General features: G+C 53.9%; 17 protein-coding genes. 7 read left to right on the top strand and 10 right to left on the bottom strand.

Going from position 1 to position 22,132, the window contains the following annotated elements:
- Positions 1-962, top strand: a 962-nt coding sequence (locus RDV48_12230; GenBank protein MDQ7823557.1) for a VWA domain-containing protein, incomplete at its 5' end; no start/stop codon positions are given.
- Position 963: 1 nt separating this feature from the next.
- Complete coding sequence (locus RDV48_12235; protein MDQ7823558.1) at positions 964-1,410, top strand: hypothetical protein; 447 nt, start codon at positions 964-966, stop codon at positions 1,408-1,410.
- Positions 1,411-1,468: 58 nt separating this feature from the next.
- Here RDV48_12235 and RDV48_12240 read toward each other — a convergent pair whose 3' ends face one another.
- The 6 genes from RDV48_12240 to RDV48_12265 form a co-directional block, all read right to left on the bottom strand.
- The gene (locus RDV48_12240) at positions 1,469-2,095 is read right to left on the bottom strand and encodes a hypothetical protein (GenBank protein ID MDQ7823559.1); all 627 of its coding nucleotides are present in this window, start codon (positions 2,093-2,095) and stop codon (positions 1,469-1,471) included.
- A 140-nt stretch (positions 2,096-2,235) separates the two neighbouring features.
- Positions 2,236-3,102, bottom strand: a complete 867-nt coding sequence (locus RDV48_12245) for a tetratricopeptide repeat protein (protein ID MDQ7823560.1) — start codon at positions 3,100-3,102, stop codon at positions 2,236-2,238.
- A gap of 106 nt (positions 3,103-3,208) precedes the next feature.
- Positions 3,209-3,997 (bottom strand): zf-HC2 domain-containing protein, encoded by a 789-nt coding sequence (locus RDV48_12250; protein MDQ7823561.1) that lies wholly within the window; start codon positions 3,995-3,997, stop codon positions 3,209-3,211.
- 18 nt (positions 3,998-4,015) lie between these two features.
- Positions 4,016-4,654, bottom strand: coding sequence for a sigma-70 family RNA polymerase sigma factor (locus RDV48_12255; GenBank protein ID MDQ7823562.1), 639 nt, complete (start codon positions 4,652-4,654; stop codon positions 4,016-4,018).
- A 51-nt stretch (positions 4,655-4,705) separates the two neighbouring features.
- Positions 4,706-5,191, bottom strand: a complete 486-nt coding sequence (locus tag RDV48_12260; GenBank protein ID MDQ7823563.1) for a GNAT family N-acetyltransferase — start codon at positions 5,189-5,191, stop codon at positions 4,706-4,708.
- 14 nt (positions 5,192-5,205) lie between these two features.
- A complete protein-coding gene (locus tag RDV48_12265; GenBank protein MDQ7823564.1) occupies positions 5,206-5,616 on the bottom strand; it encodes a nuclear transport factor 2 family protein in 411 nt (136 codons plus the stop codon).
- 291 nt (positions 5,617-5,907) lie between these two features.
- Between RDV48_12265 and RDV48_12270 the strand changes: the two genes are divergently transcribed.
- Both RDV48_12270 and gcvT read left to right on the top strand, forming a co-directional pair.
- On the top strand, positions 5,908-6,528 hold the full coding sequence (locus RDV48_12270; GenBank protein ID MDQ7823565.1) for a DnaJ domain-containing protein: 621 nt from the start codon (positions 5,908-5,910) through the stop codon (positions 6,526-6,528).
- 186 nt (positions 6,529-6,714) lie between these two features.
- Complete coding sequence (gcvT, locus tag RDV48_12275; GenBank protein MDQ7823566.1) at positions 6,715-10,428, top strand: glycine cleavage system aminomethyltransferase GcvT; 3,714 nt, start codon at positions 6,715-6,717, stop codon at positions 10,426-10,428.
- A gap of 60 nt (positions 10,429-10,488) precedes the next feature.
- Here gcvT and glgP read toward each other — a convergent pair whose 3' ends face one another.
- Positions 10,489-13,020, bottom strand: a complete 2,532-nt coding sequence (glgP, locus tag RDV48_12280) for an alpha-glucan family phosphorylase (protein ID MDQ7823567.1) — start codon at positions 13,018-13,020, stop codon at positions 10,489-10,491.
- A gap of 168 nt (positions 13,021-13,188) precedes the next feature.
- Here glgP and RDV48_12285 point away from each other — a divergent pair, with 168 nt between their 5' ends.
- Positions 13,189-13,737 carry a hypothetical protein gene (locus RDV48_12285; GenBank protein MDQ7823568.1) on the top strand — a complete coding sequence of 183 codons (549 nt, stop codon included), beginning with the start codon at positions 13,189-13,191 and terminating at the stop codon, positions 13,735-13,737.
- A 7-nt stretch (positions 13,738-13,744) separates the two neighbouring features.
- Positions 13,745-14,296: a hypothetical protein gene (locus tag RDV48_12290; protein MDQ7823569.1), complete on the top strand. Its 552-nt coding sequence runs from the start codon at positions 13,745-13,747 to the stop codon at positions 14,294-14,296.
- A 4-nt stretch (positions 14,297-14,300) separates the two neighbouring features.
- Here RDV48_12290 and RDV48_12295 read toward each other — a convergent pair whose 3' ends face one another.
- The 3 genes from RDV48_12295 to RDV48_12305 all read right to left on the bottom strand — a co-directional run bounded on the left by RDV48_12295 (position 14,301) and on the right by RDV48_12305 (position 18,207).
- Positions 14,301-14,783 (bottom strand): zinc ribbon domain-containing protein, encoded by a 483-nt coding sequence (locus RDV48_12295; protein MDQ7823570.1) that lies wholly within the window; start codon positions 14,781-14,783, stop codon positions 14,301-14,303.
- A gap of 105 nt (positions 14,784-14,888) precedes the next feature.
- Positions 14,889-16,007: a hypothetical protein gene (locus RDV48_12300; GenBank protein ID MDQ7823571.1), complete on the bottom strand. Its 1,119-nt coding sequence runs from the start codon at positions 16,005-16,007 to the stop codon at positions 14,889-14,891.
- A 43-nt stretch (positions 16,008-16,050) separates the two neighbouring features.
- Positions 16,051-18,207: a hydantoinase/oxoprolinase family protein gene (locus RDV48_12305; GenBank protein ID MDQ7823572.1), complete on the bottom strand. Its 2,157-nt coding sequence runs from the start codon at positions 18,205-18,207 to the stop codon at positions 16,051-16,053.
- A 191-nt stretch (positions 18,208-18,398) separates the two neighbouring features.
- Between RDV48_12305 and RDV48_12310 the strand changes: the two genes are divergently transcribed.
- Complete coding sequence (locus tag RDV48_12310; GenBank protein MDQ7823573.1) at positions 18,399-22,130, top strand: diguanylate cyclase; 3,732 nt, start codon at positions 18,399-18,401, stop codon at positions 22,128-22,130.
- Positions 22,131-22,132: the final 2 nt, after the last annotated feature.

The raw sequence follows: 22,132 nt of genomic DNA on the forward strand, positions 1-22,132 counted from the left end.
AGCAGGGACAGCAGGGAAACCAGGCGGGACAGAACCAGCAGGGACAGCAGAACCAGCAGGGACAGAACCAGCAGGGACAGCCGAACAACAGCCAGGGAAGCGGCAATGGAGGCTCGACAAGCACCATCGACCTTCCCACCCTTGAGGAGCTTCTCAAGAAAAAAATGGAGCTCGAGGCAAAGACAGAGTCTCTCAAAAGCCCTTATGAGCGCCTCCTCTGGGACGTGGTGTCCTACTCCGAGGAGATGGCCGGAGAGCTGAAAAACATACTTCATGAGGATTCGAGGCCCCGCCTCATCGGGAATTTCCGGTCAGGCAAGAAGCTGAGCGTCAGGAAGGCAATGCAGAGCGAAGCCCGCTACCAGCAGACGGGCATCTATGACGACGAGGTATGGCTCCGCAGGACCAATCCCACATCGAGGGGTCACGAGTTCTTTTTCGTGCTCGACGAAAGCGGCAGCATGAGAGGCGGCGATAAATGGGAGAACGCCCTCAAGGCGCTGGTGATGACCGGAGAAGCACTCGATCAGATCAACACCAATTTCGCCGTCATAGGGTTCAGTGACACCCCCCAGGTTCACAAGAATCTGGAAGATAAATACGACACCACCTTCCGCGAGGAGATGCTCGCCAGGGTCGAGGGAAGCCAGTCGGGCGGCACCAATGATGCCGATGCCATACAGGTGGCCCTCAACATGATAAAAGAAAAGGGCAACCCCGACACCATGAAGACCATCATCGTCATTTCCGACGGCGAGGGCAAGGAAGCGGAAGTGAAAAAGCTCGTGGAAGAGGCCGAAAAAGAAGGCATCAAGATCATCGGCGTGGGCATAGACCAGGGCATGGCCCACGTAGAAGAGGTTTACCCAGAACATGCCAGGGTTGATGACATCTCAATGCTCCCTGTGGCCCTCAGCGAGATAGTAAGGAAGCAGATTGAAGAAGAAGGGGCGGAGGGCTAGCATGAGCACCAAGCGAGAAGAACAGCTTCGCCGCCTTCAGGACTTCCTCACCGCGCTGGGGAAAGTGAAAGAGAGCGGGATAATCTTTTCCTCGACGGTCCTCAAGAGAGATGTGGTGAGAACCGTCAGGGAGCACTTTGACGGGAAAAAGCTCATCACTCTCGAAGAGACGCTGGGCATCAAGGAAAAGATAGATGAGACATTCAAGGAAAGCCTCCGTGCGGGTAATCCTCTCTTTATCACCGTTTCAGCAGGCACACCTGCGGTCGTTGCCCGCCGCCTGGAGCAGCTCCTGAAAGAGGGCTACCTTCAGGATGCCACTCCCCAGGGCATGAAGAAGCTCTCTCCCGCTGAGGGATGGTATGCCCTCGTGTGGGTTGATGCCTCCGCACTGCAGGACAGGGACTTCGCCCTGAAAGAGCTCTTCGGTTATAAGCTCGTGCTGTAAAGACAGAAAAAAAGCCGGCTGATGAGCCGGCCTTTTTATTTGTCATGAGAAACCCTTCCTAATCTTCATCGTCCTCATTTTTCTGACCTTTCTGTTCACGCTCCACCGAGATACCCTTCACCGAGCTGTACTGGGGGTAATTCTCCTTTACCGAAACGTTTTCATGATTTTTGCCAGAGCAGTATACCGTGTAGGTTTTCTTGTCCTTTGAGACCTCATAGCCGTCGGTATAGGTGTCCTTCGTCACCGAGGGGCACGTGGGAATGAATTCCAGGTAATTGGGATTGGGCGATATGATATTGAGTTTCTTGGGGACCAGCTTGTTGTTGTCGGCGGCATAAAGCCTTATGGCCATGGCAATCTTCTTGAGGTTTTCCTTGCAGATGTCAAAGGCCCCCTCTTCAGGAGTGGTGGCGACACCGGCATCGGTAAGCCTTCTCTTGAGAGCGCCTATCTCCTCGATGTTCTTCTTGATATCCTCGTTCATCTTGGCGTTGTCCTTCTCAAGCAGGTCAATTTTGGACTTCTGTTCGCCGTTCTCTTTCTGGAGCTTGGCTATCTCCGTCTGGGCCTGGTCGAGGGCCTTCTTGTCGCCGCAGCCCCCCGTGAAGACCACCAGTACAATGCTGAGGGCTACCAGGCAGCAAGCGGCGAACTTACGGTATTTATCCGGTGAAAATCCCATTTCCGTTCCTCCTCGAGAGTAGAAAGTGATATCTGCTTCACAGCATTACTGACGACATCATTATACTCGAGTGTATGATGATGTCGTCAGTAATATTTCTTTGTTTCCCGGCAAATTCCTCTCTTGTGAAGCCTCTCTCCCTATTCCCCGTATTTCTGGAGCATGGTTTTCACCTGGGGCACATATTCGCTCTGGGGATAGTCTTTCAGGAACTTCCTGCCTGCGTCCTTCACTTTTGCCACGACACCGCGCTTCTCCCAGCACTTCATGATCCTGAACTGGGCGTCATCGGCAAGGGTGGAGGCGGGGTATTTTGCGAGGAGTCCGGTATAGCCTTCCATGGCCTTGTCCAGCTTCTTCTGCTCCTCGAGGGCAAAGGACTGGGTATAGATCTTGAGAGGCCTGTAGCCGTTGTCGGAATTCTTTTCTATGAAGGCAATTCTCTGCTGGGCCCTCTCCTTGTAACCTGAATAGACATTGGTGTTCCCCCCCGCGATCTGGGTCACCTTCTGATAATTCCGCTGTGCTCCCGAAAAATCACCCTGAGTGAACTCCTTGATCACCGCGTTGTTGAAGAGCGACTGCACTGCCACCTGGCTCTCGGGGAAGCGCTTCGCCACGTCGCCGTATGCCAGGACTGCCTTGTTGTAATCACAGAGGTATTTCTCATAGATCTCGCCCACTTTATACATGGCCTGTGCAACATAGCTGTTATTGGGATTCTTTGAGATAAAGCCCTTGAATGTCTCTATGGCCTGGGAATAATCACCCTTTTCCATCTGGCAGTACCCCACCCAGAAGGGCGTATCGCCAAAGCGCGTTGAAGGATATTTCCTGATGAGTGTGCTGAAGCTCTCCAGGGCCTTGTCCCACTGCTGCTGCATGCAGTAACTGTTCCCCTGCACGTAAAGGTCTTCCTCCTCGCCGGCATTTGCTCCTGAGGGCGCAATGCAGAAGAATACCAGGATAAGCATCACGAGCACCATTATTTTACTTGCGCTTTTCATAAATCTACCCCCTTGCATTGTTTTGCCATCAGCCCTTACCCTTGTCTCCTTTCACATATCCACCTTCTCCGGGCTGCCCGGTCACCGGTCATTCCTTCCCAGTCCCCTATATCTTCATCGACTGGGTCTTTTCCAGGAGGCCGCTCCTCTGCACCTGGGTCTTGAGAAGCTTGAGATCCTCCTGGTAATTTTCATCGCTTCCATTGATTATCCTGATGGAGAGGATCTCCATGGCCTTGGCATGGCTGAGAAGCTCCGGATTTTCCTTGAAGAGGCTCATGGTGGACTCTATCTGCTCCTTGAGGCCGGAGCGCACCACTTCATCCTTGAGAAGGGAATAATTCTCTTTCTTTTCCGGCATTGCCACCAGCTTGATGAGCACAATCTCCGAGTTGCTGAGATAGTTCTTTATGCGGGCTTCCTGGTCAGGCACGGTGATGTAGACATTTGAATATTCAGAGAGGCTCCCCGTGTCAAGGGAGGCGGGAACGGCGGTGACATGGGAGAGCTCCGGCACCTTGATCCCGGGAGTCTCTCCCCCCTTCTGAATCATCATCCTTGGAAGAAATCCTATGAAAAGCGCCACCACGATAATGGTAACGCCCATGGCGAGCTTGAAAGAGAAGCCTCCAAGCCATCCCCACGCATTACGCTTCTTTATCTCCTCGGAAAATATCCGCTCATGGATTCTGGGAACCAGGTTGATAAAGTACTGATCGGAAGGCTTTGAAAAATCATGATTCCTCACCAAGGTATCAACACCCTTCATCTCTTCTATATAGCTGCTACAGGCCCGGCAATGAAGCACGTGGTCCTCCAGGGCCTTTTTATCGGCCTGCAGGAGTTCCCCGTCAATATAGCGGCCTGACAACTCCTCTACTTTTCTGCACTTCATGGCCTGCACCTCGCCCTCTTATATCTTTGCCCTTTCAGGGCCCGCGCCTGAAGTATCGGCCAGGTAGCCCGAGAGAAGGATTTTCATCTTCTCCCTTGACCTGGAAAGGCGTGACATCACTGTCCCCAGTGAGATATTCAGTATCTGGGCAATCTCGTTATAAGTCCTCTCGTCGAAAATCCTCAGGGTGAATACAGCCCTCATAGCAGGCGGGAGTTTCAGGAGCGCCCTGTTCACCTCATCGTAAAGCTCCCTGTTGCTCAGAGCCTGCTCCGGGCTGGAAAGATCGGTGGGCATCGCAGAGAGCTTCACATCGCTGTCCACCTGGAGCTCCTCGCCATCTATCGAGACCTTGGCCTCCCTCTTGTTCTTCCTGAGATGGTTTATGGTCAGGTTTACTGCTATCCGGTAAAGCCAGGGATAAAAGGGAAACTGCTCCTTATAAGTATTTATCGAATAATAGAGCCTAATAAAGGTCTCCTGCAGTATATCGTCGGTGATCTTATGATCTCTTGCCATCCGGAAAATCACCCCATAAAGCCTGGATCCATACTTTTTCACTATGGCGTTGAATGCTTCAACATCGCCATTTTTGAAATTTCTGACCAGTACGCTGTCTTCTTGTTCAGTTTTCTCGAGAGTCATGACGGTGTTCATCTTCTTCTCATCATATTATACCTGCCCGGAAAAAAATTATTCCATCCCGGCTTATAATTTCTTCACAATCTGGTAGCGCTCAATCGCGTAGCCCATGGCCTTGGCAGTGCCCACTGTCCTTGCATTGTCAACGGCGACACTTCCCGTGATATACCTGAATCCCCTCCGGCTTGTCTCCTCCTCGGCTCTCCTGATGAGCCTGTGGACCACGTACTTCCCCCAGTAGGACTTTTTCACCGCCAGGTCCTGAATAAAGGTCTGCTTCTCCCCCGTGGAGCTCTCAACCTCATCAAGAATAAGGGTTACATAGCCCACCCTGCAGTTCTTATCGGAATCTTCGGCAAGGAGGACCAGAATTTTCTCCTGTGTTTCATAGAGGTTTGCGAGATTTTTATAGGCCCGGCCCATGGTATCCCTCAGCTCCTGGCCCTTTACCTCCCGTATCGTCGGGATGCCGTATTCCACCGACTCTCTTGCAAGCTCCTCGATAAAGGCGAAATCATCTTTTGTGGCTGGCCTTACCATGATTTTCGTCATAATGGTTCACCTCTTTATTGCCTCTGCTGACCAGGGCTCCCTTCTCCGGGGCCTTTGAGCTTTTCCGTATCCAGGTAATCACGGAGCTCCCATATTTTCTCCCCCTCAAACTCCAGCACCGTCACGCCACGGTTTTCATAGGGCCCCCCTCTTCTTGTCTTTCCCCTGTTTATCCATTCAATGATGGCCACCTTCCCGGATTCTGCAATGTGAAGGATGGTGAAAGCAAGGTCTGGCACGGCAATGTGCATCCTTCTGAAATATTTCCTCACCGCCTCTTTCCCCTTATAAGTCCCTGACAGAGGGGCGGTTCCGGGGAAGACAAGCGACCCCTTCTCATCAAAATGCTCCATCGCCCTGTCAAAGTCCCCTTTGCTTATGGCATCAAAAAGACTGACTGCCGCTTCTTCCTTGCTGCTCCTCATAGGTGCCTCCTTGTTTTCATCTCTCATATAATTATATACCACACGGCGTCACTCCTCTGCAGGAAAGGCGCCATGAGAAATCAGCCATGGATAAAAACTTTGGAGAAAAAAGGGAATACCGAGTCTTACCAAGAAAATCATGGTGAGAGAAATCCTAGAAATACAGAGATTTTCACATGCTTCAAGAGAAGATGTGTGAACTTCGTTTCTTTTGAAAAGAACCGAAAGATTTTCGAAAAGCTCATTTCCTTTTGACCGGCACGACATTAATCCGCAGAGGGGAAGATAGCCATGAAGGATTACTACAAGACACTCGGCGTCGCTCCGACAGACTCCAGGGAAAAAGTCCAGGAAGTATACAGAAATATCTCCAAGAAGTACCGCGGGGCAATCAAGGCTGAGCTGAGAGACATGTCAGACAGGGATATGAAACTGGTCATTGAAGCCTACAATGTGATCAATGATGAGGGAAAAAGGAAGGACTACGACGCCCAGCCCCAGTTCCAGGTGAGAAAATCGGCTCAGAAGCTCATTGCCGCCTCGGGGAAAAAAGACAAGGACTCCGACGAGAAAAAACCGTTCAAGTGGGGAATTCCCCTCATGGATATCATCATGATGTCCTTCAGGCAGGGCCAGGGGGAAAAGAGAAACGAGACACCTGAGGAAAAAGCCCAGATGCACTTCACCCAGGGAGTGCTCATGGCGGATGACAAGAGCCTTTATGAGCAGGCCAGGAACGAGTTCACCTTCTCGCTGAAATTTGTCCCTGAATTCAGGGAGGCAATTTACAATGTAGGGCTCATGAACTACAAAATGGGAAACTTCCAGGAGGCACTGAATCAATTCAGGAAATGCCTTGAGCTGGAAAGCAGGGATCTCCACGCGAAAAAGATGATCGAGCTCCTGGAATAATGGCCCTCCTCCCTCCCGCAGCCCCGGGAGAGGGCTTCCATCTCATTGGACCTTATTCCCCGATTCAAGATTTGCTATGCGCAGAACATGCACGGAAAGCCGCGCATTCGCTTGATATGATGCCACTCACGCTGCTGGATAAACAGCATGGACTATCACAGGAAAACCTGAGAAAGGCGGGTCACCATGGAAACACGGCACGGCGATACTGAGACAGATGAGGGAAAAATGATGGATTATCTCTTCTCTGAAGAGCTCCACGAGCTCGATGACGATGTCTCGAAAGTCATCGCCCTTGAGGATGAGCGGCAGTTCAGGAAAATAATCCTCATTGCCTCCGAGAGCATGTGCCCCCTCCCTGTAAGGATGGCTCTGGCCACAAGCTTTGTGAACATCTATGCCGAGGGCTATCCCTCCAACAGGCTCATAAGAGAGACCACAGACAGGCTGCCAGACATGGCTCTTCAGCTCTCCTACCTGAGAAGATACTCCGACAGGCGTTATTACAAGGGCGTGGAGTACGTTGACTTCATCGAGGCTCTGGCGCAGAGGAGAGCGGCCCGCGTTTTCGCTACCGAAAAGACCAGGGCCGAGGATATCTTCGTCAACGTGCAGCCCCTTTCCGGCGCCGCTGCCAATAATGCAGTCTATGAAGCCTTTCTGAAGCCGGGCGACACTGTCATGGGCATGGACCTCACCCATGGCGGCCACCTCACCCACGGCAGCCATGCAAACCGCTCAGGCAAAAATTATACCATCATCCCCTACCATGCGAACTATGAAACGGGGGAGATCGATTATGGAGAGCTTTCATCGCAGGCCCTGAAGCACTGCCCCAAAATGATCATAGCAGGCTACAGCGCTTATCCCAGGGTTATTGACTGGGCAAGATTGAAGGAGATCGCGGGTTCTGTGGGAGCCATTCTTCTTGCCGATATTGCCCACCCTGCAGGGCTCGTCGTGGCAGGCTCCTTCCCCAGCCCTGTGGATTACGCCGATGTCATATCCTTCACCACCCACAAGACACTGTGCGGCCCCCGCGGCGCAGCCATTATCACCACCTGCGAGGAGTACGCCCAGAAAGTTGACAACGCCGTATTCCCCGGAGAACAGGGAGGCCCTCACGTCAACAGCATTGCGGCAAAAGCGGTCCTTTTCAAGATCGCTGCCACGGAAAAATTCAGGAGCCTCCAGAGGCAGGTCCTGGAGAACTCAAGGAAAATGGCCGGGACCTTCAAGGCCCTCGGGGCAAAGCTGGCTTATGGCGGCACAGACTCCCACATGTGCCTGCTGGACTTGAGAGACATAAAAGGCCCTTATGGCTTCAACCTGAGAGGCGAAGTCGCCTCCCGGATCCTTGACATGTGCGGCATCACGTGCAACAAGAACACCATCCCCGGGGACACAAACGCAGTTCACCCGGGAGCGCTCCGCTTCGGCACCACGTGGATCACCCAGAGAGGATTCAAGGAAAATGACGTGGAGAGGCTCGCCACCCTTATCTATGAGGCGATCTCGGCGATGAAGCCCTTCAGGTACATTGAGACCCAGGGCGATGTGGCCAGGGCCAAGGTGCCCCTCAAGGTCATGGAAGAGACTGCCAGGGGGGTCCAGGACCTCATCAGGAGCGTCAACGGTGACTCTTCGCTCCCCCGCCGCCATTATCCCTATTACTCTCCCCTTGATGGGAGGGCCTGGGAATGGGAAACGCCTCTTCTTGGCCTCCACAGGGCAGAGAAGGCCAGAATCGAGTCTTTCAACGGCTGCGCGCTGCCCCTCTATTACAAGGATCCCGGCGAGGCAGCAGGCTGGAACGACAGGACTTCCCTCATAGACGGCAGTGACTCTCTCCTCATTGAAATCCAGGGCGAGAGAAGCACTTTTTTCCTGGAAGAGCTCACTACAGGCACCATTGTCACCCTGGCGCCCTTCCAGTCCATCCAGACCCTGCTCCTGGAAAGTGAAGGCGCCGTCACAGACGATGTGACTGTCACAAGGCTTCCGGGAGAGGGTGAGGAGACACGGTACATTGTCAAAACCAACGCAGTGAACAGCAAAAAGGTCCTCACGCTCCTGCGGGCTCTCTCCGACGGCTATATCATCTATGACAGCAAGGAACTGTACGGCAAGATCCAGGGCCCCGTTGTCGTTGAGAGCCTCAGGGACTGCAATGAAAGCTCAAAGCACCTCATGGTGCTGAGCCTGCTGGGCAGCGACGCACTGAAAGCGCTTGAGAGCTGCGGGCTTGCAGCGGTTTTCCCCGAGGGCAGGCACTGCGTAGAGGTGCAGGCTGGATCATTCAAGGTGCTGGTAAATAAGATCCAGGCAGGCGGCACCCTTGCCGGATGCGACCTGCTGGTCCATCCCCGCCATGCGGAGAGCCTCTGGAAGCTCATCATTGAAAAAGGAGGGAAGATTGGGCCCGCCGGCCTTGTCGTGAGGGAAAAGGCCAGGGCGGAGCATGGCCTTCCTGATTACCGCGCCGCCGTAAAGGCCCAGGATCTTTATCAGTCGGTGCTGAAAGAGAGCTTCACCATCACCAAGCCTTATTTCGTGGGCCAGAAGCACCTTGCAGCAGGCCTGGACCTCGCCTCCTCAAAAACACACTTTGAGTTCAGCGGCGGGGAGAGCGGCAGTCCCCTCCAGCGTACGAGCCTTTACGATGAGCATAAGAAGCTCACTAAAAAGATCGTCCCCTTTGCCGGCTACGAGATGCCCGTGTGGTACACCAGCATCAACGAGGAGCACAGGGCGGTGAGGGAAACGGCGGGCCTTTTTGATGTGGCCCACATGGGAGTCCTGGAGATAAGCGGCCCCAATGCCACGAGGTTCCTGGATCTCGTCACCACCAATTACGTCCCCAAGCTCCTCCCCGGCCAGTCCCATTACTCCTATGTCCTTGACTCCAGGGGAGACATCCTTGACGACGTCATGCTCTACCGGCGTGGACAGGACCTCTATATGCTCATTGTAAACGCCGTGAACGCGGCGAAGATTGATGCCTGGCTCACAGGCATCATAGAGGGGAAGTATATCCTTGACGACGAAATCCCCGTCAAGTCCCTCAACTTCGGGGTATCGCTCAGGAACCTCAAGGACCCCGGGCACGGCGATGCATGCCGCGTGGACATGGCTCTCCAGGGCCCCAATTCCCTCCTCACCATCCTCCAGCTTGTGAACGATGAGAGGGACAGGAAAAGGCTGAAAAGGCTCAAGAGAAACGAGTTCATAGAGACAGCCATCGATGGCATGCCAGTCATGATATCCAGAACGGGCTACACCGGCGAGGAGCTGGGCTTTGAGTTCTACCTCCATCCAGATAACGCGCCGCGGCTCTGGAATATGATCCTCAAGGAGGGGAGGGACTACGGGGTAATGCCTGCAGGGCTCGGCGCCCGTGATTCCACCAGGACCGAGGCGGGACTTCCCCTTTACGGCCATGAGCTTGCCGGCTCCAACAACATCACTCCTCACGAGGCCGGCTACGGCTCCTTCGTGAAGTTCCACAAGCCCTTCTTCGTGGGAAGGGCGGCGATAATTGAAAAAGAGGCAAAGAGAGAGAGGGAGATCATCAGGTTCCGGATGCAGGGGAAGGGCCTGAAGATTGTGAAGCCTGGCGACCTCGTCGTCACGAAGAGAGGTGATGCCATCGGTGCCGTAACAAGCTGCGTCATTATCGAGGGCGTCCAGATTGGCCTGGCATCGGTGAAGAAGCGCTATGCCCAGCCGAACACCAGGGTGGCCGTCTTTATCCTTCCCCGTGACAAGGCAGAGGAAAAGCAGAAGCATGAGATCCAGCCCGGCGACAAAGTGCTCCTCCATGAAGAAGCCCTTATCCTCACAAGATTCCCGGCCCAGGGGGAGCTCGATAGAGATGAGGCCCTCTCGGACAGGGAATAAAGGCAGAGCCTCAGGGCATGCGCCTTTTTCACTGCATTTCGCCTTGCCGTGAAGCCTTGCTTACTCCCAGGCGTAAAGGTTCATCGAGTGGGAGTTCACCAGGCTGGGGTTATAGGGAAGGATCCTCACCTTGAAGCCGAACTTTCCCGTCCTGGAACAGGGGATCTCGCCGACAAAGAGGTGCTTCCCATTGCCGAGATCCTTTGCGTGGTTTGTCCTCACTATCTCTCTCTCCTTCATCTCTCCCGATGAATCCAGCTCACCGCAGTAGAGGTCAACCGTCACGTGCTTTTGAGAGATTCTTCCGAGGAACACGGTGATCTTCACCTTGAGGGCCGAGTGGGCCGGCACATCCTGGAGCTTCCCTGATTCCACCTCCAGAATCCTGAGATCATCCCAGGCCTGCTCCATCATCTCCTCCCATTCCACAAGCTCCCTGACAAGCTTTCCATCGTCCTTGACGAGCTTTTTATAGTCTTTCCCGGCCTTCTCATAGAACCTGGAAGTGTATTCTATGAGCATCCTGTGGGTGTTGAAGAAGGGACAGAGAATTTTCATCGCCTTTTTCATCATGGCAATCCACCGCGCAGGCATGTTGTCAGAGGCCCTGTCATAGAATATGGGGACTATCTGCTTCTCAAGGGTGTTGTAGATTGCATTGCCCTCCACCATGTCCTGGTACGCCTCGTCCTCGTAATCCTCTCCCTCTCCGATGGCCCAGCCGACACCAGGCTGGTAGCCTTCAACCCACCAGCCGTCGATGGTGCTGAAGTTAAGGCCGCCGTTCGCAATGACTTTCATGCCGCTTGTGCCCGAGGCTTCCTGGGGCCTGCGGGGATTGTTGAGCCACAGGTCTACGCCCTGCACCAGGTACCGGGCCATATTGATGTCATAGTCCTCAAGGAACACCACGTTACCCCTGAAGCGCTCATCGCGGATGGTCTGCACGATGTGCTGGATGACCTGCTTTCCCTGCTGGTCGTGGGGATGGGCTTTCCCTGCAAAGATCAGCTGCACGGGCCGCTTCGGGTTGCCAAGAATGCGGGCCAATCTCTCAAGGTCGCGGAAAATGAGGTTTCCCCTCTTGTACGTTGCGAAGCGCCTCGCAAAACCGATAGTAAGCGCATTAGGGTTAAGGACCGTTGCCGCCTTGTCAAGATCGGACTGCCACGCGCCGCGCCTTGTGAGCTGTTCATGGAGGCGCTTTCTGGCGAAAGCCACCAGGCGCTCCCTTCTTCTCTCATGGGTGCGCCAGAGCTCCCCGTCGGGGATATTCTCCACCCTTTCCCATACCTTTTCGTTATCGGGATCCTCTATCCACCGGGGGCCGAGATAACGATCAAAGAGAGATGCCATCTCGGCGGAGATCCAGGAGGGGATATGGATTCCATTGGTCACCGAGGTAATAGGGACATCGACGGGCTCAATGCCTTTCCACACGCCCGCCCAGAGCTTTCTTGAGACTACGCCGTTGAGGGCGCTTACGCCGTTGATATAGGCTGCCATCCTGATTGCCAGTACCGCCATGCAGAAATTGCTGTTCTGCATGCCAAGGCTCATCAGGTAGTCAAGCGATATGCCGATTTTCTTCACATAGTCGCCGAAATAGGCGGCCACGAGCTTTGTGTCAAAGCGGTCAATCCCCGCTGCAACAGTGGTATGGGTAGTAAAGACACTGCTTGACCAGACGATCTGCTGGGCCTGGTCAAAGGAGAGGCCCCTGTCCTCCATGAGCATCCTGATCCTCTCAAGGCAGGCAAAGGCGGAATGGCCCTCGTTCATATGGAAGACCTCGGGGATTATATCGAGGGTTTTAAGGACCCTCACTCCCCCGATGCCGAGGACTATCTCCTGCCTGATCCTCATCTCGCTGTCGCCGGCATAAAGCTGGGAAGTAATCAGACGCGCATCATGGGAGTTGTTCAGCATGTTGGTATCAAGCAGATAGAGCGTGATACGGCCGACCTGCATTTTCCATACCCTTATCGTCACTCTCTCGCCCTTCAAGTCCACCGTCACAGTGACGGGCTTCGATTTCTCATCGCGGATCAGCCTCAGGGGCATATTGTTGAAATCATTCTCGGGATAATTCTCCCGCTGCCATCCCTGGCTGTCAAGATACTGGTGGAAATAGCCCTTCTGATAGGCAAGGCCTACTGCCACGATGGGGATATTGAGATCGCTCGCACTCTTGAGGTGATCCCCCGAGAGCACGCCCATGCCGCCTGAGTAAATGGACGCGCAGTCAGCAACGCCGTATTCCATGGAGAAGTAGGCAATTTTATAATCTTTCGGTGCCTCGGCGTTGCTTTTGTAATATTCCTTCTTGTTCATATAGCGGAAATAATCTATATAGACAGTGTCCATCTGGGTGATGAAGCCCTCGTCATGGGTGAGCTCGTTAAGGCGCTCCTGCGATACTCTCCCCAGGAGCAGCACAGGGTTGTGGCGCGATTCATCCCACAGATTCCTGTCAACTCTCTGGAAGAGCTTCACCGACTCGGGGTGCCAGGTAAAGCTGAGGTTATAAGCCATTTCTCCAAGCTGCTTCAATTCTTCAGGTAATGAAGGTACCACGTTAAAAATCTGCATAAAATTTCTTCCTCGCTCTGTACTGTAATAGGGTGACGAAATAAGTATTTCCATTTCAACGAATCTTGGATTCTTCCTCCTGCCTTCCCTTTTGAAGGTATCACCTCCCTTCACGTAAAATAAGATAGGGAGGAATGACACAGAGAAAAGTGCGAGGGAAGGGCACCGATGAGACAGACCTCTTTTAAGAGCATAATTTTCGGCCTTGTGATCCTCATAGGAGTTCTTCAGGTATATTTTATCTTCATGTCAAAATATACCAGGCAGGCTCCCACCATGGGAGTCCGGCAGCGCAACAGGGGAGATGCCTTTAATTACAATGAATCGAGATGGCAGCCTTCAGAACAGATTCACGGCAGCAGTGAGCCCCTTGCTCTGCGGACAATGGTTGCAGGAGTAATTCTCCTTGAGGACGATCCCTACCATTCCCTCACGCCGGAGCAGGCACGGAAGCTTTATCCCCTTCTTGCCTCCATCAAGGACGACACTCTGGAGCTTGACAGGTCCCTGAGAAAAGTGAAGATGACTTTCACCGAGGAGCAGAAAAACTACCTGAAGATGACACGGGCCAGCCAGTCACAGGCACTTACGGGGATGTACCTTGTGAAGGATACGGAGGAGTCCCTTCATAATGCGATAATGATGCTGAAAGGGAATCTCCCGCAAGGTCCATCCGGGCCTGAGCCAGAACCCGAGCCCATTGAAGAGCAGCAATGAGGTAAAGATGAAAAAGCGCATGATCTTTAAAATCGCCGCTCCCCTTATACTCACGGTATTGGTCCTGGGGCTGCTGATAGGCAGAAGCCTTGGCCAGCAGCCCATGGGCGGTTCCGAGGGTCCCGGAATGCAGGGCGGGGGCATGATGGAGCCAGGCGGCCAGGGAGGCGGTGCGATAGGGCCCGACGACCAGGGAGTTCCCTTCCCCGCCGCTGATGAGTCATCTGTCACCGCGATAATGGACAGGGAGATCAAGATACTGATCGGCGACATATTCACCCTTCAGAACAATCCCCGATTCCGCTTCACGGACCAGCAGAATGAGGCCGTCACAAGTGAGCTGGAAAGAATTACCCTTCTTCACGGGAAAATCAGGCAGAAGAGCGGCGAGCTCGAAGGGATATTCGACACTTCCCAGAGTAATTACCTCAGGGGAATCTCTTCCTCTGACCTTGACAAGGTGGCCCGGTCTCTTGCAGCAACAGACGGATCAAGGGAAAAGGCTCTTTTTAATAAAGCCCTGGAAATTCTCAGGAAGAAAATTGAGGAGAAGCAATAGCCGGTCAGAGCGTGCCCTGCACGCCGTCCCTTTCCCTGTTGTCCCTGTTTATCTTCATCGCTTCGTTGATTTTGAGGTTCCCCTGATTTATCATCTCCATGCCGGCGGAAAAGTGCTCCGGGTTCATATCCTCCACATAGAGGTAAATCTCCTGGAGCCCCTGCTCATAGAGGGTCATCCCCTCGTAGCCGATCTCCACCTCATCAGGGGAGATATCCCTATAGCCTGCGGAATCCACGATCTCCTGGATCTCTCCCGAGATTCGGGTGAGCTCTTCATAGGTGACTGTCACAAACTCCGAGAACTCTTCCGGGGTTATCTCGGTCTTCTGTATCATTTCACAGTGGGTCTGTATTTTTTTCACACGGCCCGTCACTATGGTGGGCTCAAAAACCTGGAAAAGCTCAAGCCTAGGAAGAGGGGAGAAACACTGGTCGCAATAGTTTGAGCCTACAGCGTTTTCATAACCGCACTTGATACAGATCAATACCTATCACCCTTCTCTGGCCGCCCTCGTAATTCAGGAAGGCATGTACACCCTATATAATTATATGCCTTTCACAAACAACCTTTTTTGCCCGGAAAATTTTCCTCACGCCCCCCTTTTGAAACGCTTGAAACCAGCCACATCAAGGCATTCAAGCGTGACAGAAAAACGCCGCTCAATCTCGTCAAGCATCAGGTTCACTCCCAGGGAATCGCTTGCGTGATGGCCTGCCACGATGACCGTCATATGGTGCCTGTAAGCCTCTTCCAGGTTGAGCTCGGGAATATGCATATTGATGAGAGTGCCCACGCCATACTTTCCCAGGAACTCGTACATCACCTCGGGACCTGCCGTACCGCCTGCCATATCCACAAAATACTTGGTAACAGGGGGGTCGCAGCCGAGCCTGCTGTGGACCTGGGGCTTGATCTTCCTGTTGTTGCGATAATATTCAAACTCGGGGAGAATCAGAAAAAGATCGACAATATCCCTCGCGGTCCTTATCTGCTCCTTCCTGAACATCTCTACCAGGTACCATTCGGTAAGATTGTCACAGGGTGTATGGATGCAGATAAGAGGCACTCCCTCAAGCCTTGCGTGGGAAAGGGTGTGCTCCAGGTTTTCCGTCGTGAGCTTTCTCGTGATAATATCCTTTCTCGCCGCAATGATGCTGAGCCCCATCTCCAGGGGGATGCCAAACTCTTTCTCCCATATATAGGGCTGCTTGTCCAGTATGAGGGGAAGGCGCTGCGCTGCATAGGACTGGGGATGGTGAGCGATAAGCAGGGCGCCTTCCTGCTTTGCCAGCGCCACATCGGCCGGCGTGATGTCGATGCCCACGAGCACCTTTTTTACCTCCGCCGACGGTTCACCGAAGAGAATCCTCGTATCATAATAAGGATGCTTCAGATCATCAAGGGTAAAGGAGATTATATCCAGAAGCTCCCCGCACTTTCTGGCCTTCTCGAGCCTGGTGAGGCGGCTGTCATCCTTGATGGCGCAGTAATGCTTATAGGCTTCATCATAGATCCTCTCAAACTCCTGCTGCGCTCCCTCAAGATCATCAGCCTCGCAGCGGAAGGCAAAGCCGGCCTTTTCACAGAGCTCCCTGAGGCTCTTTGCATGAGAGAGAAGGGTCTCCCTTATCACCTGCGCGCCGCGGTAATCCTTTTCCATACCGAATTGATAAGCGGTCCTGTATATATCCCCGATTGTGAGTGTCATGGTGCTCTCCTCCTTGGTATCTGTTGAAATAATATCCACTCCCCTAGCTCCCCGCCCGGGCGATGATGAGCACTTTTTCCGCTTTTCCCGCTTTTTCAAGCTCTGTCCTTGCCAGGGCCATTATCTGCTCCTCCTCGACGACACTCGAGAGGTCAAGGAGACGCTGACCGTGGAGCATGAATATGGCAGGGGGCGTTGAGCCGGCATCACCGTATTCCCTGTTCTCCTCAATGACTTTCCTGAGGGCTTCCGGTGCGACTGCGCCCTCGCAGGAATAGAACTTCCCCCGGGGAACCTGGAGCCTTATGGTCCCCTTGCCATCAAGGACCGCCATCACGGTCTTTACCGTCCTGAGCAGGTTGAAAAGGCGTTTTTCCTCCTTTTTCACCTCATATACCGAGAGGTATTCCGTGCTCCCCCTGAGCGCTATCATGTCAGTCCCTGTGGCAAATGTCTCGGCAATGACCTTTCTCCGCCCCTCGTCGCCGATGTCAGCCTGCATGAGATCCTGGCTCTTGAACTCTATGGAGCCTGTGGCGATTGCCCTTACAATGTTCTTCTGCCCGTCAACCTCCATGTGGACCTCCACCGAGTCAGGCGCGGCACCCATCGTGATGACGGACCGCTCCGCCTCACGCCTTATGGCTTCGATATCTTCGGGCTTAGGGTTGAATATGTTCCTCTCTATGGTATCCCTCACCATTGCCAATGCCGCGCCGATTGCGGAGATCACCTCAGCGTTTCGGGCGATTTCATAGTCAACATTCATTTTTTTCGCCACGTAAGGCACGATGGAATAGGATCCCCCCCCGCCTCCGATAAGCCTTATGGCCTTCTCCCTCAAATCATATTCCTTTACGAGGGTCTCCAGGGTAGGGATGACCTTCTGCGCCGCCTTTTCCATGATCTCCTCGGCGACGGCGCGGGGACTCTTCCCGAAATGCCCTGCAAGGGCCTCGAAGACCCCCTCGAGGGACCGGGTGTTCCCGAAGGCATATTCCCCCTCCCTGATGAATCCCAGGTAATTTGCCGCGCACGTGGTGGTGACTGCAAAAGACTTCCCTTCCCCGCTGGTCACGACAAGATAGGGCGGATCGTCGGCAAGAGGTGTCACCGTTGAGACTGCGAGAGGAGGAGGCAGGTCCTCGACAGAGGTGAAGCTTACGTAAGGAAGGCCGGCTATATGGGCGCTCCTGGGGCCCACGTCGGCAATGGCGCCGTCTTTCACCTGCACCATGGAGCCCCCGGCAATGCCAAGGGTCCTGCTGTCGAGGGTCTTCATATAGGTGATATGGCCGCCAATCTGCGCGGAACGGATCACTGCCTTGCCGTTCCTTATCACCGTGATATCGGTGCTGGTTCCCCCCGCTTCGAGGAAGATGGCATCGGTAGCCCTTATGTAGGTGAGAGCGGCGGCGATTCCTGCAGCCGGGCCTGAGAGCAGCGTGAGCAGGGGCCTGCGCTTCATCTCTTCAAGAGACATGACACCGCCGTCGCTCCTCATGATCATAAGAGGGGCTTCCACTGATGAGCGGGAGAGACTCTGGCCGGTAAGGGTGGCCGTCTCCATCATCTTGGGCAGGATGCTCGCGTTTATGACGGCCGTCCTGGTTCTCACGCGAAGGCCATATAGACCTGACATCTCGTGGGTGCCGCATGCGGGAAGGCCGATCCGCGACGCCGCCTCCTTGATCGCGAGCTCCCGTGAGGGATCATCAACGCTGAAGGGCTCAGCAGCCACGATGCTTTTTGCACCTGCGCCCTTGAGAGCGCCGAGCGGGGCCGCCAGGCCGTCATCCCAGCCCTTTGCCGTGTCAAGGTAAGTGAAGAATGTCCTTATGAATTTCCCACTGGTGACCTCTATGTCAGGGACATTGGCATCCATTTTCGCCTTCATGCCCTCCATGCCCGAGCCGACAGCCAGGATGCCCACGGGTGCCACGTCGCCTTCCAGCAGCGCATTGGTAGCCTGCGTGGTGCTGTGAGCGACAAAGACAATATCCCCGCCCGTCACTCCCTTGTCCTTCACACGATCCAGGAGGTCATGAAATACCGTGATGACCCCCCTGGCAACGCCCTCTTCGGCACGGTGGGTCGTTGGTGTCACTGCAAATCCCAGGATATCGAGTCCTCTATTGTCTATCGCCACGGCATGGGTGAAAGTACCCCCCACATCGATGCCCACACGTATCTTGCTCATACGACTCCCCTGTGAATACGATAGTGCCCCCCCACTCCCCGGGGAGGCCGCAAACCACTTTATATTCTTCAAGAACAACAAAACTCCTTGAGAGTACTTTTTCCGGCAGGAAAAAGGAAAGAAGCGGGTAATACCTGTAGAGGCGACTGAGATAAACCGGAGAAAATCTACCCGGTCGCTCATCCTCCTCTATGGCAAAAGAGCTATCAGACAAACCGGCACAGACGGAAGGCCAGCTCTTTGATCTGGTCTACCGTGACGATCTTACGGGCCTCCTCAACAGGAGATTCTTCAGGGAGCAGATTGATAAAGACAGCCAGGCTCTCAAGGAAAAGCCCGGTGATTATTCATTTCTCATGTTCGACATAGACCACTTCAAGAGCATCAACGACGGCTACAGCCATCAGGAGGGCGACGTGGTGCTCAAGGAGGTGGCAGAGCTCTTCAGGGACTCCATAGGCGAGAAAGGGCTTGCCATAAGGTATGCCGGCGACGAGTTCGTGGCCCTTCTCCCGGGGCTCCCGAAACCGGAAGCGAAAGACCTCGCCCTGGAATTGAAAAACATTGTCTCTTCACATTCCATTCATCTCCCCTCGGTGAACGAATCCCTGAGAGTCACCCTCAGCATCGGTGTGGCCCACTGCCCCGATGACACGGCACACGCACAGGAGCTTGTACAGCTTGCCGACGAAGCGGCCTACATAAGCAAGAAGAAGGGCAGGAACTCTGTCTCGACAATAGACGAGAAGAGAACGGAGGATATCGAGGTCCGGTTCCTTCACCGCTACTTTCCCTGCAAGAAATTCGTGGGCCGCGAGGAACTGGTGCAGCGCCTCAAGAGGCTCGCCCTCCCCACATCGTCGGAAAGCAAGCCCATCGTGATGATAGAAGGCCCCCACGGCATAGGAAAATCAAGGCTGCTCTCCGAAATTGCCCAGGCTTTCGACCCCGTGAGGAATCTCCACCTCCGCTGCCATTGCCAGCACATCACGGCGGCCCAGCCCTTCTGGGAGGTCACCGACACCCTCAACAGGAAGCTTACCGAAGCCCAGGAGCTTGCGTCTACAGTGGCAAACCGCCTCAGCAGGCAGAAGCTCCGAGAGATAGTTCCCCTTATGCCGGTTTTTGCCCCTTACTATGTGCAGCCGGCGGAAGGACCGGAAATATCGGCACAGCAGCGCAAGGAGATTCTGCTGGAGGCCATTGAAGAGGTCTTTCTCACTATCAGCGAGAATAAACCCCTCGCCATAAGCATTGATGATTTCCAGTGGTCCAACCTGGGGACCCAGATGCTCATCGAGCGCCTCAAATCCAACCCGAAAGCCGACAGGATCCCCATCTTCATCTCCCTCAACAGTGATGAGCTTCTTGCGTCAAAAGACACTGATCTCCTTGAATACCTGAGGCGCCTCGAGGAGAAATCGGTCATGACGCGCTACAGGCTTGAAATGCTTGAAAAAGATGAAATCGAGAAGCTTGTGGCATCCATCATACCAGGCCTTGAAGTGAACAAGGATGTGGTAAAAATAATAAGGGAGCGTTCAAAAGGCCTTCCGCTCCTCGTGGAAGACATCATCAAGCTCCTGATATACAGGAATATCATCCATACCCGCGAGGGTGTCCTTATCGTCGAGCCCTTTGAGGCAGATTCGATCCCCGTCAATATCGAGGAAGCCTTCAACCCAGGGATACAGCAGCTTGACGAGGAGGTGAAGGGGCTCCTCTGCAGGGCCTCCGTGATAGGGGAGCGCTTCAATATCGATCTTCTCAAGCAGGTGGACGGCAGGAGCGAGGCCTTTGTGCAGGACATCCTGGAGAAAGCCCAGAAGGCGGCCCTTATCACCAACGATCCCATCAATGAGCCGGACACTTTTATTTTTTCCAGCAATAAGACCCATTCCAGCGTCTATGAAAGCATCACAGACGATGAGAAAAAGGTATACCACAAGCAGCTCGCCGAGATAGAGTGGCAGATCCACAAGGAAGAGATCGAGACAGTCCTCTCGAAAATCGCCTATCACTTCAAGCAGTCCGGCGACGAGGCGAAAGCCCAGCAGTATTTCAACCAGCTCCTTGGGAACTACGAGAACTTCCTGTCGCCGAAAGTCATCGAGCTCTATGTGGGAAGAGCCCCCGTGAAGAAGGAATGGGAGAGCGAGAAGGAGCTCACCGAGGAGGAAGAAGCCCTCGCTTTCCAGTTTCTCAAGCTCATCCAGATCACCCTCGGCAACCTGCAGAACTTCCCGATCGAGAGCGAGATTGTGAAAGGCTCCTTTGAGAGCACATACTGGGAGCTCAAAAAGCTTTTCGAAAAGATTGAAATCGTCACCTTTTCCGACGGCGACGGCGAGCTGCTCATCAACAGCAAGCGCCCTTCATCATCGGACAAAGACAGGACGAGCGAGGAAAAGTTCCTGCAGGCAATCAGCAAGGCCGGCCTCAAGGGGATCACCATCAAAAAGGAGATCACCAAGGAGCAGTTCCTCAGGTTTCTGAGAATGGTCATCATTGAAAAACATGACGACATTGAGCAGAAGGGGGGCTGGACAGAAGTCCTTACCCGTGAGGGCATCACTTCTGTCATTACCAACGAGCGCATATTCATCTCCGTTGCCGAGCGCGATCTCTTCGACCCGAAGCGGCTCAAAGAAGAGGTTGTCGTTATCAAGAAGATAGAGACGGAAGACAATGCACCGCCCTCTCCCCTCACCGAAGGAGAACGGCGGGAACAGGCTTCGACCATTGCAGGAAATATTTACGAGCAGCTTCAGCAAATCAAGGAAGGGGTCCTCAAGGATGAGAGCCTTGGTGAGGATGTTGAGAAAATAAGGGATCTTCTGGAAAGGATTTTCGAAAAGCACGTAGGCATAGAAAAGCTCATAGAGAGCATCATGCCCCGTCTTGGGCAGGAGGAGGCCCCGGGCCTGTCAGCGCCTGGGAAAGTCCCTTACTCCCAGACCTATGAGCCGCATTCGGAGACCATGGGAGAGCTTTCAATACTTGTCAGGAAGCTTGACATTCTCACCTTTGCCAAGTTCCGCGTGGAGCCTGAATTCCTGGTCAAAGACCTCGAGTCAGGCGATGATGAGATCTCGTCCTCATCGGCCGTCGCGCTGGGCAAGAAGGGACAGGAATCCATCCCCGCCATTATAAGCTTCTTGAAGGCCACTGAGAGCCCCCTGGGAAGAAAGCGGGCCTTCCACCTTCTCAAGAGACTTGCACCCAGGGCCGAACAGCTCCTCATAGACGATCTCATGGGCGCCACCTCAGCCGAGGAAAAGAAGCATATAATAGAAGTGCTCCACGACTCGGCAGGCATCGATATTCTCGGGGCGCTCAGGTATTACCTGCGGAGCCCCCAGAATGAAGTGCGCCAGGCGGTGATAAACCTTCTCTGCTCCCGCCCCACGGACAAGACAGAGGACCTGCTCCTGGAAATACTCAATGACCCTGTCACCGAAGAGAACCTTCCCATTGTGCGCGATGTGATAGAAGCCATGGGAAGGATGAAGATGACAAGGGCCGTAGAGCCTCTCTCAAAGATGCTCAGGAAGAGGGATATTCTGCTCTATGACGTGTCCCATGAGGTCCAGGAAGCGGCCTGCCTGGCACTTGGAAAGATTGGAAGCCCCGAGTCACTTCCTCATCTGATAAGAGCTGTCAAGAAAAGCCCCTTCTATTTCCTCATGCGCCTTAAGGCTGCAAGGGTGAGAGCCGCCGCAGCGTTCGCCCTCAGCGCCTTTCCTTCCCAGGAAGTGAAAGCCCTCCTCAGGGAAACGGCAAAGGACCCCCTCCCTGACGTGCGCTCGGCGGCTAGCCTGGCCCTTCATAACATAGAGATGGAAGGGGCTCTGCCGAAGCTCGACAAGCCCATCCTTGCAGAGGAGCCACCTGATAAGCCTGACAAGGGAAAAAGAGGCTGACG

Source organism: Candidatus Eremiobacterota bacterium (assembly GCA_031082125.1).
GTDB lineage: Bacteria > Vulcanimicrobiota > CADAWZ01 > CADAWZ01 > Ess09-12 > Ess09-12.

Excerpts from the sequence above, each read along its gene's own strand:
- RDV48_12265 (MDQ7823564.1), bottom strand. The coding sequence starts at position 5,616 with ATGAGGAGCAGCAAGGAAGAAGCGGCAGTCAGTCTTTTTGATGCCATA.
- gcvT (MDQ7823566.1), top strand. The coding sequence starts at position 6,715 with ATGGAAACACGGCACGGCGATACTGAGACAGATGAGGGAAAAATGATG.
- RDV48_12270 (MDQ7823565.1), top strand. The coding sequence starts at position 5,908 with ATGAAGGATTACTACAAGACACTCGGCGTCGCTCCGACAGACTCCAGG.
- RDV48_12255 (MDQ7823562.1), bottom strand. The coding sequence starts at position 4,654 with ATGAACACCGTCATGACTCTCGAGAAAACTGAACAAGAAGACAGCGTA.
- RDV48_12235 (MDQ7823558.1), top strand. The coding sequence starts at position 964 with ATGAGCACCAAGCGAGAAGAACAGCTTCGCCGCCTTCAGGACTTCCTC.
- RDV48_12240 (MDQ7823559.1), bottom strand. The coding sequence starts at position 2,095 with ATGGGATTTTCACCGGATAAATACCGTAAGTTCGCCGCTTGCTGCCTG.
- RDV48_12310 (MDQ7823573.1), top strand. The coding sequence starts at position 18,399 with ATGGCAAAAGAGCTATCAGACAAACCGGCACAGACGGAAGGCCAGCTC.
- RDV48_12290 (MDQ7823569.1), top strand. The coding sequence starts at position 13,745 with ATGAAAAAGCGCATGATCTTTAAAATCGCCGCTCCCCTTATACTCACG.
- RDV48_12250 (MDQ7823561.1), bottom strand. The coding sequence starts at position 3,997 with ATGAAGTGCAGAAAAGTAGAGGAGTTGTCAGGCCGCTATATTGACGGG.
- RDV48_12285 (MDQ7823568.1), top strand. The coding sequence starts at position 13,189 with ATGAGACAGACCTCTTTTAAGAGCATAATTTTCGGCCTTGTGATCCTC.
- glgP (MDQ7823567.1), bottom strand. The coding sequence starts at position 13,020 with ATGCAGATTTTTAACGTGGTACCTTCATTACCTGAAGAATTGAAGCAG.
- RDV48_12305 (MDQ7823572.1), bottom strand. The coding sequence starts at position 18,207 with ATGAGCAAGATACGTGTGGGCATCGATGTGGGGGGTACTTTCACCCAT.
- RDV48_12300 (MDQ7823571.1), bottom strand. The coding sequence starts at position 16,007 with ATGACACTCACAATCGGGGATATATACAGGACCGCTTATCAATTCGGT.
- RDV48_12245 (MDQ7823560.1), bottom strand. The coding sequence starts at position 3,102 with ATGAAAAGCGCAAGTAAAATAATGGTGCTCGTGATGCTTATCCTGGTA.
- RDV48_12260 (MDQ7823563.1), bottom strand. The coding sequence starts at position 5,191 with ATGACGAAAATCATGGTAAGGCCAGCCACAAAAGATGATTTCGCCTTT.